General features: G+C 61.7%; 18 protein-coding genes. 16 read left to right on the forward strand and 2 right to left on the reverse strand.

Translation table 11 applies throughout. From position 1 onward, the window contains the following. Nucleotides 1-322 precede the first annotated feature (322 nt). The 5 genes from ubiE to CHEJ32_RS0101585 all read left to right on the forward strand — a co-directional run bounded on the left by ubiE (nucleotide 323) and on the right by CHEJ32_RS0101585 (nucleotide 5,261). Complete coding sequence (gene ubiE, locus CHEJ32_RS0101565; RefSeq protein ID WP_028032262.1) at nucleotides 323-1,099, forward strand: bifunctional demethylmenaquinone methyltransferase/2-methoxy-6-polyprenyl-1,4-benzoquinol methylase UbiE; 777 nt, start codon at nucleotides 323-325, stop codon at nucleotides 1,097-1,099. 6 nt (nucleotides 1,100-1,105) lie between these two features. After that, nucleotides 1,106-2,680 carry a 2-polyprenylphenol 6-hydroxylase gene (ubiB, locus tag CHEJ32_RS0101570; RefSeq protein ID WP_028032263.1) on the forward strand — a complete coding sequence of 525 codons (1,575 nt, stop codon included), beginning with the start codon at nucleotides 1,106-1,108 and terminating at the stop codon, nucleotides 2,678-2,680. A 109-nt stretch (nucleotides 2,681-2,789) separates the two neighbouring features. Next, nucleotides 2,790-3,395, forward strand: a complete 606-nt coding sequence (gene recR, locus CHEJ32_RS0101575) for a recombination mediator RecR (protein WP_028032264.1) — start codon at nucleotides 2,790-2,792, stop codon at nucleotides 3,393-3,395. A 12-nt stretch (nucleotides 3,396-3,407) separates the two neighbouring features. Next, on the forward strand, nucleotides 3,408-4,646 hold the full coding sequence (locus CHEJ32_RS0101580) for a lytic murein transglycosylase (RefSeq protein WP_028032265.1): 1,239 nt from the start codon (nucleotides 3,408-3,410) through the stop codon (nucleotides 4,644-4,646). A gap of 63 nt (nucleotides 4,647-4,709) precedes the next feature. After that, entirely contained in the window at nucleotides 4,710-5,261 is a 552-nt protein-coding gene (locus CHEJ32_RS0101585; protein WP_034657693.1) for a Kazal-type serine protease inhibitor domain-containing protein, read from the forward strand. A gap of 66 nt (nucleotides 5,262-5,327) precedes the next feature. Here the strand turns inward: CHEJ32_RS0101585 and CHEJ32_RS0101590 are convergent, their stop codons facing one another. Both CHEJ32_RS0101590 and CHEJ32_RS0101595 read right to left on the reverse strand, forming a co-directional pair. Continuing rightward, a complete protein-coding gene (locus CHEJ32_RS0101590; RefSeq protein ID WP_028032267.1) occupies nucleotides 5,328-5,849 on the reverse strand; it encodes a prepilin peptidase in 522 nt (173 codons plus the stop codon). 157 nt (nucleotides 5,850-6,006) lie between these two features. Beyond that, nucleotides 6,007-6,192, reverse strand: a complete 186-nt coding sequence (locus CHEJ32_RS0101595) for a Flp family type IVb pilin (RefSeq protein ID WP_028032268.1) — start codon at nucleotides 6,190-6,192, stop codon at nucleotides 6,007-6,009. 306 nt (nucleotides 6,193-6,498) lie between these two features. Here CHEJ32_RS0101595 and CHEJ32_RS0101600 point away from each other — a divergent pair, with 306 nt between their 5' ends. The 11 genes from CHEJ32_RS0101600 (at nucleotide 6,499) to CHEJ32_RS0101650 (ending at nucleotide 17,235) form a co-directional block, all read left to right on the forward strand. Further along, a complete protein-coding gene (locus tag CHEJ32_RS0101600; protein WP_371179758.1) occupies nucleotides 6,499-6,897 on the forward strand; it encodes a pilus assembly protein N-terminal domain-containing protein in 399 nt (132 codons plus the stop codon). 108 nt (nucleotides 6,898-7,005) lie between these two features. Beyond that, a complete protein-coding gene (locus CHEJ32_RS0101605; protein ID WP_028032270.1) occupies nucleotides 7,006-7,575 on the forward strand; it encodes a TadE/TadG family type IV pilus assembly protein in 570 nt (189 codons plus the stop codon). A gap of 21 nt (nucleotides 7,576-7,596) precedes the next feature. After that, nucleotides 7,597-8,214 (forward strand): TadE/TadG family type IV pilus assembly protein, encoded by a 618-nt coding sequence (locus CHEJ32_RS0101610; RefSeq protein ID WP_028032271.1) that lies wholly within the window; start codon nucleotides 7,597-7,599, stop codon nucleotides 8,212-8,214. A gap of 113 nt (nucleotides 8,215-8,327) precedes the next feature. Beyond that, nucleotides 8,328-9,554 carry a phosphopentomutase gene (locus CHEJ32_RS0101615; RefSeq protein WP_028032272.1) on the forward strand — a complete coding sequence of 409 codons (1,227 nt, stop codon included), beginning with the start codon at nucleotides 8,328-8,330 and terminating at the stop codon, nucleotides 9,552-9,554. Next, nucleotides 9,547-10,440, forward strand: a complete 894-nt coding sequence (mutM, locus tag CHEJ32_RS0101620; RefSeq protein ID WP_028032273.1) for a bifunctional DNA-formamidopyrimidine glycosylase/DNA-(apurinic or apyrimidinic site) lyase — start codon at nucleotides 9,547-9,549, stop codon at nucleotides 10,438-10,440. Before CHEJ32_RS0101615 ends, mutM begins: the two co-directional genes overlap by 8 nt. Before the next feature lie 32 nt (nucleotides 10,441-10,472). Next, nucleotides 10,473-11,246: an enoyl-CoA hydratase gene (locus CHEJ32_RS0101625; RefSeq protein ID WP_028032274.1), complete on the forward strand. Its 774-nt coding sequence runs from the start codon at nucleotides 10,473-10,475 to the stop codon at nucleotides 11,244-11,246. A gap of 128 nt (nucleotides 11,247-11,374) precedes the next feature. Continuing rightward, a complete protein-coding gene (rpsT, locus tag CHEJ32_RS0101630; protein ID WP_028032275.1) occupies nucleotides 11,375-11,641 on the forward strand; it encodes a 30S ribosomal protein S20 in 267 nt (88 codons plus the stop codon). 785 nt (nucleotides 11,642-12,426) lie between these two features. Further along, nucleotides 12,427-13,959, forward strand: coding sequence for a chromosomal replication initiator protein DnaA (gene dnaA, locus CHEJ32_RS0101635; protein WP_028032276.1), 1,533 nt, complete (start codon nucleotides 12,427-12,429; stop codon nucleotides 13,957-13,959). Between the two features lie 191 nt (nucleotides 13,960-14,150). Beyond that, nucleotides 14,151-15,269, forward strand: a complete 1,119-nt coding sequence (gene dnaN / locus CHEJ32_RS0101640) for a DNA polymerase III subunit beta (RefSeq protein WP_028032277.1) — start codon at nucleotides 14,151-14,153, stop codon at nucleotides 15,267-15,269. Beyond that, nucleotides 15,266-16,441, forward strand: coding sequence for a DNA replication/repair protein RecF (gene recF, locus CHEJ32_RS0101645; protein WP_051469320.1), 1,176 nt, complete (start codon nucleotides 15,266-15,268; stop codon nucleotides 16,439-16,441). Before dnaN ends, recF begins: the two co-directional genes overlap by 4 nt. A 32-nt stretch (nucleotides 16,442-16,473) precedes the next feature. Beyond that, complete coding sequence (locus CHEJ32_RS0101650; protein ID WP_034657694.1) at nucleotides 16,474-17,235, forward strand: molybdopterin-synthase adenylyltransferase MoeB; 762 nt, start codon at nucleotides 16,474-16,476, stop codon at nucleotides 17,233-17,235. Nucleotides 17,236-17,237: the final 2 nt, after the last annotated feature.

The raw sequence follows: 17,237 nt of genomic DNA on the forward strand, positions 1-17,237 counted from the left end.
AAGATCGACGGCGTATATCGGTCCTCCTTCTGCAGCTATGATACGTGGACCGGGCGGCTGAGACTCTCAGGTCACATCCTTAGCGACGCGAGCCTCGGCGGATATGGTCCGGAGCATGCGCGAAACTCTCAGCAGGAATGCGGCCCTACAGCGCCGTGAGTCCATTCGGACGCACAATGGACGTGTAAGTTGTTGAATCGACGCATCGTGCTTTCCGAAAACCGATTCCGGTTTTCGGGCCGATGCTGTAGGCCGCTCTGATGGGAATAGCGCTGCAGCCGGCATTCGGTTATGGTCGCGCCGAATCCAAGAGCGAGAAGACATGTCGGGACAGCGCACCACGGCTTCAGGAGGGATGGAGACCGCCTTCGGCTTTCGGAAAGTCGATGAAGGCGAGAAACAGGGCCTCGTAAACAATGTGTTCCATCGTGTCGCGGAACGCTACGACCTGATGAACGATCTCATGTCCGCCGGCCTGCATCGGCTCTGGAAGGACGGGATGGTCTCCTGGCTTTCTCCTTCCAAGCGGCCAGGCTTCAAGGCGCTCGACGTGGCGGGAGGAACCGGTGATATCGCCTTTCGCATCGTCGAAGCTTCCGGCGGCCAGGCCGAGGTCACTGTGCTTGATATCAATGGCTCTATGCTGGGAGTGGGTCGTGATCGCGCCGAGAAGCGCGGGCTTGCCGGCAATCTGAGCTTTGTCGAGGCCAATGCCGAGGAACTGCCCTTTTCGGCCGGATCCTTCGATGCCTATACGATCGCCTTCGGCATCCGAAATGTGCCGCGCATAGACAGGGCCCTGTCTGAAGCCCATCGCGTACTGCGGCCGGGCGGACGCTTCCTCTGCCTGGAGTTCTCGGAGGTGGAGATGCCCGTTCTCGACAAGGTCTACGAGACGTGGTCCTTCAACGCAATTCCGCGAATTGGCCAAGCCGTGGCTGGTGATGGAGAACCTTATCGGTATCTGGTGGAATCGATCCGGAAATTCCCCAATCAGGAGAATTTCGCGGCCATGATCCGGCGAGCGGGCTTCTCCCGCGTCACTTGGCGGAACTATTCCGGCGGGATCGCTGCTCTCCATTCCGGCTGGAAAATCTGATCGCCGATGAGCACGCTCGGCGCATATCTCCGGCTTTGCCGTGCGGGTTGGATTTTGCTGCGGGAAGGCGTCGTCGCGGCCTTCCCGGGCGATCAGTTCGAGGGCATGCCGCGTTTCGGCTGGCGCGTGGCGCGGATCGTGTCGCGCCGCCATTCCAGCGGTCGTGGCAGGACAGAGCGCCTGGCGATCGCGGTGGACCGGCTCGGCCCCTCTTACGTGAAACTTGGCCAGTTCCTGGCGACGCGTCCGGACGTTGTCGGCCACGATCTTGCGTTCGATCTTGCGGCGCTGCAGGACCGGATGGATACCTTCCCGCAGGAGCAGGCACGGGCGGCGATCGAGGCGTCTCTCGGAGTTCCGGTCGATTCGCTTTACCGCGATTTCGGGCCTCCGGTGGCTGCGGCATCGATCGCTCAGGTCCATCCGGCGAAGGTCGTGCATGAAGGAGAGATCCGGAAGGTCGCGGTCAAGGTGATCCGGCCGGGCGTGCGGCGCCGTTTCTATAATGACCTGGAATCCTTCTTCCTCTTCGCCCGTCTGCAGGAGCGTTTCATCCCTTATTCGCGGCGCCTGAGACCGGTGGAGGTGACGCAGACGCTGGCGCAAACCACCAAGATCGAGATGGACCTGCGTCTGGAGGCAGCCGCGATCTGCGAGATCCAGGAGAACACCAAGGAGGACCCGGGCTTCCGGGTGCCATGGGTGGATTGGCAGCGTACCGGTCGCGACGTGCTGACGCTGGAATGGATCGATGGCATCAAGATGTCGGATACCGAGGCGCTGCGCGCTGCGGGCCACGATCTCGAGCGTCTCGCCACGACCCTGATCCAGTCCTTCCTGCGGCACACGCTGCGGGATGGCTTCTTCCATGCCGATATGCATCCCGGCAACCTATTCGTGGAAGCCGATGGCACGATCGTCGCCGTCGATTTCGGCATAGTCGGCCGTATCGGCAGGAAAGAGAGGCGGTTCCTCGCCGAAATCCTTTATGGCTTCATCACGCGAGACTTCCGGCGGGTGGCGGAGGTTCATTTCGAGGCAGGTTACGTGCCCGGCCACCACGACGTGGCAGCCTTCGCCCAGGCACTGAGGGCTATCGGCGAGCCGATCCACGGCCAACCCGCCGAAACGATCTCCATGGCGCGCCTGCTCACCCTGCTGTTCGAAGTAACCGAATTGTTCGACATGCAGACCAGGCCGGAGCTTCTGCTCCTGCAGAAGACCATGGTTGTCGTCGAAGGGGTGTCCCGCACGCTCGATCCGCACTTCAACATGTGGCGGGCAGCGGAGCCGGTCGTTTCCGAATGGATCAAGAAGAATCTGGGTCCACAAGGGCTTCTTCAGGACGCACGCGAGGGAGCGCATGCGCTCATAATGTTGGCTCGACAAGCGCCCGAACTGGCGATGCGCCTTGATCGGGTCAGCCGGGATATGGAAGCGCTTCTCGATAACGGGTTTCGGCTCGAACCCGAGACGACGCGGGCGATGGGCAAAGTGCGGTCGAGATCCGAGCGCCTCGGGCATCTGGCTCTCTGGGTCATCGCCCTTCTCCTTTTCTTCTTCGCCTGGCGGCTCCTTTAAGGATTGCCGCCACGGCCCGAGCGGCTTATGAGGCCGGAACGGCCGGGCCAGCCCTGCTTTCACCGCCGAAGAATGCTATTTTTCTCCCATCCGGGAATCATGATCGCTTATGTCCAAACGCATCGCCGGTCCTGAGATCGAACGCCTGATACAGCTTCTGGCCAAGGTGCCGGGGCTGGGGCCGCGCTCGGCCAGGCGCGCCGCCCTTCACCTCATCAAGAAGAAAGAGCAGCTTTTCTCTCCGCTCACGGCGGCGATGGCGGAGGCTCTCGAAAAGGTACGCGTCTGTTCGGTCTGCGGCAATGTGGATACGTCCGATCCTTGCACCATCTGCACCGATCCACGCCGCGAAACGGCTATTCTGATCGTCGTCGAGGATGTGTCCGACCTCTGGGCGCTGGAGCGAGCCGCGGCCATCAATGCCCGCTACCACGTGCTTGGCGGGACGCTTTCGCCGCTCGATGGCATCGGCCCGGACGACCTGAACATCAAAGGCCTGGTGGGGCGGGTCGCCGAAGGCGGTATTTCGGAAATCATCCTGGCCGTGAATGCCACGGTCGAGGGGCAGGCGACGGCCCATTACATCACGGACCAGCTTGCCGGGCTCGATGTAAAGGTTACAAGGCTCGCCCATGGCGTGCCGGTAGGGGGCGAGCTTGATTATCTCGACGAAGGCACGCTTTCGGCGGCGCTGAAGTCACGCACGACGTTCTAGGCGGAGGGGCAGATGCAGCGGGCAGCAAACGGGATCGTCACGCTTGCAGTTGCGCTGGCGGCGCTCTGCCTTGCGGGGCTTCCTGCACGGGCTGATGTGAACGCATTGTTCCAGGACTGGCTGGCGCGCGACCTTTGGCCGGAGGCGCGTGCGCGCGGTATCTCCGAGGCTAGCTTTCGGGCCGCCTTTTCGGGCGTGCAGCCCAATCTCAAGCTGCCGGACCTCGTTCTTCCCGGGGAGAAGGCGCCACGCTCGACCGAGCAGCATCAGGCGGAGTTCCGTGCTCCATCCGCCTATTTCGCCCATGTCGACAGTATCGTCTCGGGAGGGCGGAGCAGGGCAAAGGCTCATGCTTCTACGCTCGCGGCCATAGAAAAGCGCTTCGGGGTTCCGCCCGGCGTGCTCCTCGCCATCTGGGGGCGCGAGTCGGGCTTTGGCAGCGCCAAGATCCCGTATAACGCCTTCGAGGTGCTGGGCACGAAGGCTTTCCTTGCCACCCGGAAGGACATGTTCCGCCAGGAAGTGCTTGCGGCCTTGGAGATGGTGGACAAGCGCCGCATAGGCCCGCAGATGCTGCGTTCCTCGTGGGCCGGTGCGCTGGGACAGCCGCAATTCATGCCCACCTCCTACCTGAAATATGCGGTGGATTTCGATGGGGACGGTCGGGCGGATATCTGGAATTCCGTCCCGGATGCGCTCGCCTCGATCGCCAATTATCTGGCCAGCCACGGCTGGGTCCAGGGGCGCGATTGGGGTTTCGAGGTGGTTCTTCCCAACGAGGTCTCCTGTGCGCTCGAAGGCCCGGATCAGGGCCGGCGCATCGCCGATTGGGCGGAACTGAGCATAACCCGCGCGAATGGCAAGCCATTCCCGAGCCATGAATTGCGCGAGGAAGGCTATCTGATGATGCCCGCCGGGCGCCACGGGCCGGCATTTATCGTCACGCCGAACTTCTATCGTCTCAAGGATTACAACGAGAGCGATCTCTATGCCCTCTTCGTCGGTCACGCAGGTGATCGCATCATCTATGGTAGCGGCGGCTTCATGCAGCCCTGGCGCAAGGTCGACACTATGCGCCGCTCCGATATCGCGGCCATGCAGCGTGTTCTGGAGGGACAGGGCTACGATGTCGGCGGCGCCGATGGGCTTGCGGGTTTCAAGACACGCCGATCGATCGGCCGGTGGCAGGAGAAGGCCGGCCGCGCTCCGACCTGCTTTCCTGATGGAGACCTCATCCGCGAAATCAGGTAAGGAGGATTCGCGGCGGCCGGCTGGGGACGCGGGTTCAGCCGCATCGCGATAGGAGGGCTTTTCGTGACTTTCTTCAAGAATCTCGTCCGGCTGACGGCTCTCGCCTGTGCCGGCCTCTTGCTGTGGAGCTGCACCGTCGTCGTAGATGAGGAGCCGGGTCGCCCGCGTCCTCTGCCGCCGAGCGAGCCGCGTATCTGCACGCAGCAATACCAGCCGGTCTGCGCCACCCGCGGCGGGCGGGAGCAAACATTCCCAAATGCCTGCATCGCCCAGTCCGAGGGTTTTCGTCCGCTGCATCCGGGTGAATGCCGCCCCTCGCGCCCACCGGAGAGGCCCCAGCAGGCCTGCACGCGCGAGTACCGGCCGGTCTGCGCCGTGCGTAACGGCCGCGAGCGCACATTCCCCAACCCGTGCACGGCCGAGGCCGAGGGGTTCCGGCCAGTTCATCCCGGCCAATGCGGGGGCGGGCGCCCGCCGGTGGATGACGGTCCTCGCTTCTGCACACGGGAATATGCGCCCGTCTGCGGAGTGAGGAACGGACGGATGCGCACCTTCGGCAATTCGTGCGAGGCGGAATCGGCGGATTACCGTATCATTCGCAGAGGCGAGTGCTGATCAGATAGGAAAGAGCCGCGGCCATGGAGGCCGCGGCTCTCTTTTTCAGGGGCGATGCGGTCCGCCCTATCCGGCGGCGAGGCGCTCCATCGCCCATTGCATGAACGGCGTTTGCGGGAAGCAGATCAGGCCTCCAAGACCGAGGGCAACCCCGTAGGGAATGCCCGCCTTTTCTTCCGCGAAATGCCGCAGCAGGACGTGGTTGGCCACCAGCGGCGAAAATCCCGAGCGCCTGAAGAAGAGCAGCGCGACCGTGAGAGCTCCTCCAAGGAGTGCTGTGGTCATCAGGTAATTAGCGAGGCCGACATCCAGGCCGAACCACAGGGCGCTCGAGGCCATCAATTTTGCATCCCCGCCGCCCATGCCCCCGATCGCGAAAATCAGGAAGGTGGCGAGGAGCACGAGTCCTCCAGCCACAAAATGCATGCCGATCTCGGGCCAGGGCATGCCGATGAAAAGCGCGAGTGCCGCGAAGGAAAGGACGAGCAGGACCGAGACACGATTGGCGATCGTCAACGAAATCATGTCGGAAACGGCGGCGAAGGCCATGCAGAAAGGAAAGATGACGAAGATCGCTGCTTCAAGCATGACAATACTCGCGCGAAGATGAGTAAAGAATAGGCTCGCGGCGTTAACCGCCGATGAAGATGCGCCGCCTCGGCTGAACAGCTTCAATGATGCCGAAACGACAAAGGCCGCCCGTTGTTGTGCGGACGGCCTCCGGAAGAAAGTATTGACGGCTCAATTATTCGCCCGTGATACCTTCGCCGTTAAGTCCCTCAGAGACCGTGGTGAACGCGCCGGTGATCTGGTCGCCCAGCGTGCCGACCACGGTGATGATGCCTGCCGCGATGAGGGCCACGATCAGGCCGTATTCGACGGCCGTCGCGCCAGATTCATCCTTCAGAAAGCGCGCAAAAAGCTGTGACATAAGAGATCTCCTTCAGCTCCGATTTTCAGCACCCCGCCGACTTTCTCTCGTGTCGATCGGATGGCGAGAGACTTACGCTGCGGCACTTTCGGGCCCCTTAAGAAACAATGTTACCAAAAGATTTACTTGGTGATCCAAATAAGAAGGTTATGAAATCCATAAGGCCATAGATAAAATTGCATATTGCTGCCCCACTTTTCGAAACTGATCTGAAGCGACACGTATTAACTGCTGGTTCACCAATGCCGTTCATAATTCGGTGAGAATCCTGGGAGCGGATGCGTGAAGCCTTTCTGCAGAAGTGCGCTGATTGTTGCAGTCTTCGCGGCGGCTATCGCTGGGCCCATTGCGGACGCACACGCGGAGGGCATCAGCGTCGTGATGAACCAGGCGAAGATCATCAAGATCGCGCGTCCTGCCGACACGGTTGTGATCGGCAACCCCAATATTGCGGATGCGGTGGTGCAGGATGCGAGGACGATCGTGCTCACCGGCAAAGGCTTCGGCGTGACCAATATCGTCGCTCTTGATGCGGAAGGTCATCCCATCGTGGATGAGCAGGTGATCGTCTCTCGGCAGGCAGTCGACTCCGTCCGCGTCTATCGCCGCTCGGAAGTGCAGACCCTCTCATGCACGCCATTTTGTGAAAGCGCATATAAGAGCGAGGCCGAGCGCCTGTCGGAAGCCGAAATGATCAACCGATAACGGTCCGGCTTACCCAGACCTTGCTCAGACACTTCAAAATTTAACGATCAGCAAAACGGGGCGGCAACGGGCCCCGTGCGATAGTCCCTTCACGACAAGGGGCTGAGAATGGGTGGTCTTGGGGCAGATTTCCGGCGAGCCGGCGGTATCGGGGTGAGGGACCTTCTCCGCCGCTTCTGGCATGAAAAGAAGGGCGCAGCCGCGGTGGAATTCGCCCTCCTCGCCTTGCCGTTCTTCCTTCTGGTCTTCGCGATCCTGGAAAGCTGTGTGGCCTTTGTGGCCCAAGAAATGCTGACCAACGCCGCCGACGATGTCGGACGCAAATTTCGTACCGGCCAGCTGCAAGTCGGCACTGCGAACGAGCAGATCGTCCGGGACCTCATGTGCGAGCGTATGAGCATGCTCTTCCCGGCCGACTGCCCCGGTCTGCAGATCGATCTGCAGCATTTCGGGACCTTCGAGGACGCCGCAGAAGTCTTCGAAGGGCCTCTCCTGCCAAACACCTATCTCTTCGATCCCGGTGACGCGGGCGAAAAGAATGTGCTGCGCGTCTACTATTTCTGGCCCGTGCTCACGAATTTCATGCATGACCGCATGGCCAATCTTCCGGATGGCAAGATGCTGCTTTTCGCCACGCACACCTGGCAGAACGAGCCGTCTGCGTCTGCGGCGCAGTAGCGGGCTGAGGGGCGGCGGGCCATGAACATGCAATTTCGGCGGGCAGGATGCGAGGCGGTAAGGTGCCTTACTTCTTTCCTAAGGGACAAGCGAGGGGCGGCAGCGCTGGAGTTTGCCCTCATCGTGCCGTTGCTGCTGGCCCTCTATTTTCTGACGCTGGAATTCTCGCAGGCGATCGACGCCAACAGAAGGGTTGGGCGGCTGGCGAGCCAGGTGGCCGATCTGGTGACGCAGCAGCGCGAACTGACCAAAGACGAACTCCGCTCGCTCATGACGATCGGCAAGGCTGCGCTCGTGCCTTATCGCCGCAGCGAGCCGGTCATAACGGTCACCTCGATCCAGATCACGGACGAGCCCAATCCCCGACCCAAAGTGGTCTGGTCGCGCGCGCTTTTGGATGATGCTCTGGTTTATGCCGAAAGACCCGGCGATATAACGGAAGTGCCGGAGAGCCTTCTCGTGCGCGGCGCTTTTCTGATCCGTGCGGAGGCGAACCTGGATTATCGTCCGGTTATTCTCTGGCGGGCGTCGGCCAAGGAAGCTCTGGGGCTCGAGGCAGCGTTCGACAGCATTTCCATGAGCAAGCGTTATTATCTCCGCCCGCGCCAGACACCCTCTATCCCGTGTGGGAACTGCTGAAGCGATTGCAGCCCGCGTCCAAAGGCAGGGTCGATTTCCGGCCGATGCTGTAGGTGCGATTGCCAAGCGGGTTGCGTGCCCCTATTTCTGGCACGACACGGATTTTTGAGCTGATGGCGCGCGCCTTTCTTTTCGTCCTCGATTCTTTCGGTATCGGCCACGCGCCAGACGCAGCCTCTTTCGGCGACGAGGGCGCAGATACGTTCGGACATATCGCGGCGGCTTGCGCCGAAGGAAGAGCGGATCGAGCCGGTTTGAGGCAGGGGCCGCTCCACCTCCCGAACATGTACTCTCTCGGCCTGAGGGCTGCGGCAGCCGTGGCTGCCGGGTGTGAACCCGATCGGGATTTCGGAACCGGGGTGTTTTTCGGCGCCGCCGAGGAGCGCTCCACTGGAAAGGATACGCCCTCCGGGCACTGGGAGATCGCCGGTGTCCCCGTGCCCTTCGAATGGGGCTATTTTCCCGAAACCGTGCCGGCTTTCCCGGCGGAGTTGACGGCCAGATTGATAGAGGAAGCCGAGCTGCCCGGCATTCTCGGCGATTGTCATGCCTCCGGAACGGAAATAATCGCGCGATTGGGAGAGGAGCATGTACGGACGGGCAAGCCGATCTGCTACACCTCGGCGGACTCGGTCTTCCAGATCGCGGCCCATGAGCGGCATTTCGGCCTGGAGCGGCTTTATGCCCTCTGCGAAACCACGCGCCGGCTGGTGGACGATTACAAGATCGGGCGGGTTATTGCGCGACCGTTTGTCGGAGAAAGTGCCGAGACCTTCGAGCGTACCGCGAACCGGCGTGACTATGCCGTTCCCCCACCGGAGCCGACTTTGCTCGATCGGGTGGAGGCCGCAGGCGGCCGCGTCATCGGAATAGGCAAGATCGGGGATATCTTCGCTCATCAGGGCGTCTCGGTGGTGCGGAAGGGGGCCGGCAACATGGCTCTGGTCGAGGCAGCACTGGGCGCAATGGATGATGCCGAGGATGGCGATCTGGTCTTCGCCAATTTCGTCGATTTCGATACGCTCTTTGGCCACCGTCGCGATGTCGCGGGCTATGCCGCGGCTCTGGAGGCCTTCGACCGCCACTTGCCCGAAGTTTTTGCCAGATTGAAGCGGGGCGATCTCCTGATCCTCACCGCCGATCACGGCTGCGATCCCACCTGGAAGGGCACGGACCATACGCGGGAACGAGTCCCGATCCTGGGCATGCTGCCGGGCAGCCGCGCCGGCTCGATCGGGCTGAGGAGCACGTATGCGGATATCGGCGAGACCGTTGCCTCCCATCTTGGCCTTCCTGCAGGCCGGCACGGCGTTTCTTTCCTGACGTCACAACATGCCTGAGTTGCCAGAAGTCGAAACCGTCCGGCGAGGGTTGGAGCCGGTGATGGAGGGCGCGCGCATCGTCAAGGTAGAACAGCGGCGCCCGGATTTGCGCTTTCCTTTTCCGGCCGGATTTTCCGAGCGGGTGAAAGGCCGCGCGATCACGGCCCTCGGGAGGCGGGCGAAGTATCTTCTTGTCCACCTGGAAGACGGTGCGGTGCTCATCAGTCATCTCGGCATGTCCGGCTCGTTCCGCGTCGAGGAGGGCGGGGCAGCGGTGGCTCCGGGCGACTTCCACCATGCGCGTTCGAAATCCGAGAAGCATGACCACGTGGTGTTCCACCTGAGACGGGACGGCGGGGGCGAAGCACGCGTCATCTACAATGATCCCCGGCGTTTCGGCTTTATGCTTCTCGCCGAAGCGACAGACCTGGAGGAACACCCGCTGCTCGCAGGCCTCGGCGTGGAGCCGACGGGTAACGCGCTTGACGGCGCACTTCTCGCGCGGCTTTTCGCGGGGAAGCGCACGCCTCTGAAATCGGCGCTCATGGACCAGCGCGTCGTGGCAGGGCTAGGCAACATCTATGTCTGTGAAGCCCTCTGGCGCGCGGGCCTTTCCCCCCGCCGCATCGCCTCGACGATCGTGACCGGACATGGCAAACCGACCGAACGCAGCAATCGGTTGGCCCAAGCGGTGCGCGCGGTGATTGCGGACGCGATCGCGGCAGGGGGCTCGTCGCTGAAGGATTACGTCCGGGCGGACGGCTCGCTCGGCTATTTCCAGCACAGCTTCAGCGTTTATGATCGTGAGGGCGAGCCTTGCCGCAAAGAAGGCTGTTCAGGCACGGTCCACCGGATCGTCCAGGGCGGGCGCTCTACATTTTATTGTCCCGTCTGCCAGCGCTAGCTGCCGACGGTGTTTCAGCAGGGGAGAAACCGATGGCCTATGAAACGATATTGGTGGAGACGCGTGGACGTGTAGGGCTGATCACGCTCAACCGCCCAAAGGCGCTCAATGCGCTCAATTCCAAGGTGATGGAGGAGTTGGTCGCGGCAGCGGAGGCCTTCGACGCCAATCCCCGGATCGGTGCCATCGTGGTCACCGGATCGGAGCGGGCTTTTGCCGCGGGAGCCGATATCAAGGAGATGCAGCCGCAGACTTTCATCGATGCGTATATGGGAGACCTTTTTTCGGGCTGGGAGCGGCTGACGCGCGTCCGCAAGCCGGTGATCGCCGCCGTGGCCGGCTATGCCCTGGGCGGGGGATGCGAGCTTGCCATGATGTGCGACTTCATCATCGCTGCGGACAATGCAAAATTCGGCCAGCCGGAGATCACGCTGGGCATCATGCCCGGCATGGGAGGTTCCCAGCGCCTCGCTCGCTTCGTTGGCAAAGCCAAGGCCATGGAAATGTGTCTGACGGGCCGCATGATGGATGCCGCCGAGGCAGAACGCTGCGGGCTCGTCTCTCGAATTGTGCCCGTGGGAGAACTGATCGACGAGGTGCTGCAGGTGGCCGGCAAGATCGCCGAATTCTCCATGCCCGCCGTCATGATGACCAAGGAGGCGGTGAACCGGGCTTATGAAACCACGCTTTCGGAAGGCCTGCGGTTCGAGCGGCGCGCCTTTCATTCCATGTTTGCGCTCGACGACCAGAAGGAAGGCATGGCCGCCTTTACGGAAAAGCGCTCTCCGCAATTCCGTAACCGTTGACGCATCGGGATGCCTCGACTATAAGCCGCCTCGACTGAGGTAGCCCTTGGGGCTGCCCTTTTGTTTTGCGCCGAGGCTCTGCCTTATCGGGACGGGCCGGCGGTCAGGATTAGAACGAGAGAGGAATTATGGCCAACACCACTTCGGCCAACAAGGCGGTGCGCAAGATCGCCCGTCGTACGGCGATCAACAAGACCCGCCGTTCGCGTGTCCGCAGCTTTGTCCGCAAGGTCGAAGAGGCGATCGCCTCTGGCGACAAGACGGCAGCGGAAGCTGCCCTGAAGGCCGCGCAGCCGGAGCTGATGCGGGCCGCCACCAAGGGCGTTCTTCATAAGAACACTGTTGCGCGTAAGGTTTCGCGACTCGCTCGTCGCGTTAAGACCCTTAACGCCTAAGGATCCCGCCCGGGATCCTTCACCCGGCTTGTGCCGGGTTTTCCTTTTGCCGTGCAATGGGTTGGCTTTGCGCCTTTCAAAAGGCGCGGAGGCGATCTGTTTTCGTTTGCCGGCGTTTTTCTTCCAGCCTTAGGAAAAGTGTCATACGGACGCCTGTTCGCAATCAGCGAGCAGAAAAGTTTCTATAGCATAATCAATCGCTTACAGAAGTTTATCCACAGCAAAAAAGTATCGCGTGGCGGGGTAATGAGGCAAGCGAATGTCAAGCAGATTTTTTCACTTTTTTTTCTGGCCGGACGGCCCGGAAAACCTGTTGGCAAAAGCGGTTGGAATCAAAACAGGTTAAGGGTTTTGCGCTCGCGGCCAAGCAGGGCCATGGCCTGTCCAATGGCCTAGGAGCGGCAAAAAAGCCTCAGTCTCGCACTTGCTCTGTAAGCAGTAGTTTCGCTAATGTCCCAGCCGTCACGAGGGCAGGCTCGGCCGCCCAGAAAACCAGAAAAAGACGCAGCTACTGCGGGCGCGGAGCAATTCGCGCACGAGGTCGGCTGTCCTCGGAGATGGGGTGCCGGATTTGTACGATGAGGGGTTATGATCCGGTCAAAACCGGACCGATCCATGGCTGTGTCGGTCTGCGGGCGGGGGTGAGGTTCAGCAAGTTCAGTTACCAGCGTTGGAGGTAAGAAGAGGCATCAGTGCCGATCAGGGAAGCTTTGCGGGCGGCGCGGCAACATAAGAAGACCGCCCGTTGAATTAAAACAGAAGCATTTTTTAACAGGGAAACGAGGATGCAAAGCGGCGTTGAGAGGGAAGTTGGGGGAGGGTTCTCTTTTCATGGCTCGGCGGCTCACGATGAGGACGCGGGGAGCTCCGGAGAGGCTGTGGCAGTTTTCGAACGTGTACGGGCGCAGTTGAAGGCCCGGCTTGGTACGGAGGTCTATTCCAGCTGGTTCGGACGCATGAAATTGGCCGAGGCCTCCAAGGGCGTCGTCCGCATTTCGGTCCCGACGGCTTTTCTTCGGGCCTGGATCAATGGCCATTATCTCGACCTGATCACCACCCTCTGGAAGGCCGAAGATCCATCCACACTGAAGGTGGAGATCGTGGTCCGCACCGCTACCCGCAATTCGCCGGCCAGGACGGATGTTAAGCCCGTTCCGGCGCGTAAGGGGGCAAGCCAGTCCCAACAGATGCTTGCGGCCGGCACTGCCGCCGGCGCTCGGGTCACCCCTCTGCCTTCGGCGAAGACGGACCAGGGGATGCGGCCGAGCATGTTCGGCTCTCCGCTCGACAGCCGCTTCACCTTCGAATCTTTCATTGAAGGAACATCCAACCGCGTTGCCTATGCGGCGGCCCGCACGGTGGCGGAATCTTCCGCGGGTGCCGTCCGGTTCAACCCGCTTTTCATTCACGCCTCGGTGGGGCTTGGCAAAACCCACCTGCTGCAGGCCGTGGCTGCGGCATCGCTCAAGCAACGTCCGCAGTCGCGCGTGGTCTATCTCACCGCCGAATATTTCATGTGGCGTTTCGCCACTGCGATCCGCGATAACAACGCGCTGACGCTTAAGGAGCAGCTTCGCGATATCGACCTCCTCATCATCGATGACATGCAGTTCCTGCAGGGCAAGTCGATCCAGAACGAGTTCTGCCATCTGCTCAACATGCTGCTCGACAGCGCACGGCAGGTGGTGGTGGCTGCCGACCGGCCGGTATCGGAGCTGGAATCGCTTGAGCCTCGCGTGAAGTCGCGTCTCAATGGCGGCGTCTCGCTGGAAATCCTTTCGCCGGACTATGACCTCAGGCTCGCCATGCTCAGGCAGCGGCTCGCCGCGGCGCGGGTGGAAGATCCTTCCCTCAACATCCCGCAGGATGTGTTGGAGCATGTGGCGCAGGTGGTGACAGGCAGCGGGCGGGAACTCGAGGGTGCTTTCAACCAACTGGTTTTCCGCCACTCTTTCGAGCCGCAGATCACGCTGGAGCGCATTGACGAGATCCTTGGTCCTATTCAACGCTCGGGCGAGCCGCGGCGCGTGCGGATCGAAGACATCCAGCGCATCGTTGCGCGCCATTATAACGTCTCCAAGACGGAGCTGCTTTCCAACCGGCGCACGCGTTCCATCGTCAAGCCACGGCAGGTCGCTATGTATCTGGCGAAGGTCTTGACCCCGCGCTCGCTGCCGGAGATCGGACGCCGCTTCGGTGGCCGCGACCACACAACCGTGCTGCACGCGGTGCGCAAGATTGAAGGCATGTCGGGGGACGACAAGCAGCTCGCGCAGGAGATCGAGCTTCTCAAGAGGCTGATCAGTGAGCAGGCCTAGGCGGGAGTGCCGTCATTGAAACGCTCGTAGAAGCGTTATCCCCAGGAAGCCCGCGGAAATTGGCTTAGCCCCTTCCGCGGGCTTGCCTTTCTTTCTGTTTTCCTGTCAGTTTGGCGCAACTCCATCATGTCGAGGCAGACCGCGAAAGGCATTCGCCGACGCCGCTCCTCACCAGGCGAGAAACAGAGATTATGCGCGTAGTTCTGGAACGTTCCAATCTTCTGAAGTCGCTCGGCCATGTTCATCGCGTGGTGGAACGGCGTAACACCATTCCGATCCTGTCAAACGTGCTCCTCTCGGCCGATGGCGGCAATCTCGAGATGAAGGCGACCGACCTCGATCTTGAGGTGACGGAGGCCGCTCCCGCATCCATCGAGCAGGGCGGAGCCACCACGGTGCCCGCGCATCTGCTTTATGACATTGTCCGCAAGCTGCCGGATGGCGCGGAAGTGATGTTGAAACTGGACGAGAACGGCCAGACCATGTCTGTCATCTCGGGTCGCTCAACCTTCCGCCTGCAATGTCTCCCGAAGGCGGATTTCCCATCCCTTACCGCGGGACAGTTCTCGCACACCTTCCGCATGGATTCTGCCGCGCTGCGCAGCCTTATCGAGAAGACGCAGTTCGCCATCTCCACCGAGGAGACGCGCTATTACCTGAACGGCATTTTTCTGCACACGCTGGAATCGTCCGGTGCCCTCAAGCTTCGGGCTGTGGCGACGGATGGGCACCGCCTCGCGCGAGCGGAGATCGAGGCCCCCTCAGGTTCGGAAGGAATGCCCGGGATCATCATTCCGCGCAAGACCGTCGGCGAACTCCAAAAGCTCGTGGACGATCCGGACGTCGCGGTTACCGTTGAGCTTTCGGACACGAAGATCCGCTTCACCATCGGCAGCGTGGTGCTCACGTCGAAGCTGATCGACGGCACCTTCCCGGACTATCAGCGTGTCATTCCCACGGGCAACGACAAGGAACTGCTGATCGACCGGCAAAGCTTCTCTGCTGCCGTCGACCGCGTCTCCACGGTCTCCTCCGAGCGGGGAAGGGCGGTCAAGCTCTCCATCTCCGATGGGCAGGTGACTTTCACCGTCAACAATCCGGATTCCGGCAGTGCCACCGAAGAAATTCCGGCGGGATATAGCGCCGACCCGATCGAGATCGGCTTCAACGCACGCTATCTCCTGGATGTTGCCGCGCAGCTTTCGGGCAGCGAAGCGAAGTTCCTGCTGGCGGATGCCGGCTCGCCGACCCTTATTCAGGACACATCCGACGAGCGCATTCTCTATGTCCTGATGCCGATGCGGGTGTGACGACGGCGACGACAGGAACTGAAAGCGGGCGTCCGGCGCAGGTCCATCTCACCAGGCTGACGCTCTCCAATTTCCGCAATTATGCTTCGCTGTCGCTTGGCCTGCGGCCGGGTGCGGTGGTGCTTACCGGCGAGAACGGCGCTGGCAAGACCAATCTGCTTGAAGCCGTCTCGTTCCTTTCGCCCGGCCGGGGCCTGCGGCGCGCCAAATTGGAGGAGGTGACGCGCCGCGGCTCCAGCGATGGCTTTGCGGTGCATGCGGAAGTCGACGGGCCCTTTGGTACGTGCCGGATCGGAACCGGAACGGCTGGCGCGGGAACTGAGGGACCGGAATCTGTGCGACGCGTGCGCATCAATGGCGAGCCCCAGCGCAGCGCCGAAGCCATGCTCGATTGGCTACGGGTCATCTGGCTTACGCCTGCCATGGACTCGCTTTTTACAGGTCCGTCGGCGGACCGCCGGCGCTTTCTGGACCGGCTGGTGCTTGCAATCGACCCCGCGCATGGCCGTCGTGCCGCCGATTACGAAAAGGCCATGCGTTCCCGCAATCGGCTCTTCGCGGATGATGTACGGGACGACGCATGGTTCGACGCGATCGAGACCCAGATGGCTGAGACGGGCGTGGCGATTGCCGCCGCCCGCGCTGAGATGTTGAGGCTTCTCGCGGCCATGATCGACCGACTGCCGGCCGACAGCCCCTTCCCGAAAGCAGTTCTGGCGCTTGAAGGCACAGTGGACGAGTCGATCGCGCGGAAGCCTGCAGTCGATGTCGAAGAGGAATTCCGCGCCCGTTTGCGCCAGGAGCGTCCGCGGGACAGGGCTGCGGGAAGGGCCCTTGAAGGTCCGCATCGCAGTGAGCTGCTGGTGCGCCATGCGCCGAAAGACATGCCGGCGGAAAGCTGCTCGACCGGCGAGCAAAAGGCTCTCCTCGTCGGGCTTGTGCTTGCGCATGCGCGTTTGACCTCGGAACTTTCCGGAATGGTGCCGATCCTGCTTTTGGACGAGATTTCCGCGCACTTCGACGGAGATCGCCGGGCCGCCCTCTTCGAGATACTCGAAGACCTCAATTGCCAGGCTTTCATGACGGGCACCGAACGGGCACTTTTTTCAAGCCTGGAAGGCAAGGCGCTATTCCTTACCGTTTCGGGTGGCGCCGTCGAACCGGCACCCTGACAAGTCGCGTCCTGCGAAGTATGGTTCGGCCCATGACAGATGCGATCCTTTCCGATGAAGAGCTGGAGCGCTACGCGCGCCATATCGTGCTGCCGGAGATCGGCGGAGCGGGCCAGCAGAAACTGAAGCGTGCACGGGTTCTGGTTTTGGGGGCTGGCGGGCTTGGTGCTCCTGTGCTGCAATATCTCGCCGCCGCCGGAGTTGGGACCCTCGGCATCGTGGACGACGATCATGTGTCTCTGTCGAACCTGCAGCGGCAGATCATCCACGCGACCGACGCCGTGGGCGTGTCCAAGGCCGAGAGCGCCAAAGCTGCCATCGAACGTCTCAATCCCCATACACGGGTGGAAATGCACCTCCTGCGGCTCGACTCCACGAATGCCGGCGCGCTTGTCGCCCGCTACGACCTCGTGGTCGACGGCTCCGACAATTTCGAGACCCGCTATGCCCTGGCGGACGCCTGTGCGGAAAAGAAAGTGCCTTTTATCACGGCGGCAGTGGGGCGTTTCGACGGCTCCCTCACAGTGCTGAAGCCATATGAGAAGGCCGCAGATGGCAGGTTGCTGCCCTCCTATCGCGATCTTTTCCCGGAAGCGCCGCCCCCTGGGCTCGTGCCCAGCTGCGCGGAAGCGGGCATTGTCGGTGCTCTGACCGGCGTCATGGGCACGCTTGAGGCCATGGAGGCCATCAAGCTTATCACCGGCATAGGCGAGCCATTGGTGGGGCGCCTGCTTCTTTATGATGCGCTGGCCTGCCGCTTTGAAACGGTGCGGTACGGGCCGAAGCCAGCCTGAGG

This window comes from Chelativorans sp. J32 (genome assembly GCF_000518985.1).
GTDB lineage: Bacteria > Pseudomonadota > Alphaproteobacteria > Rhizobiales > Rhizobiaceae > Chelativorans.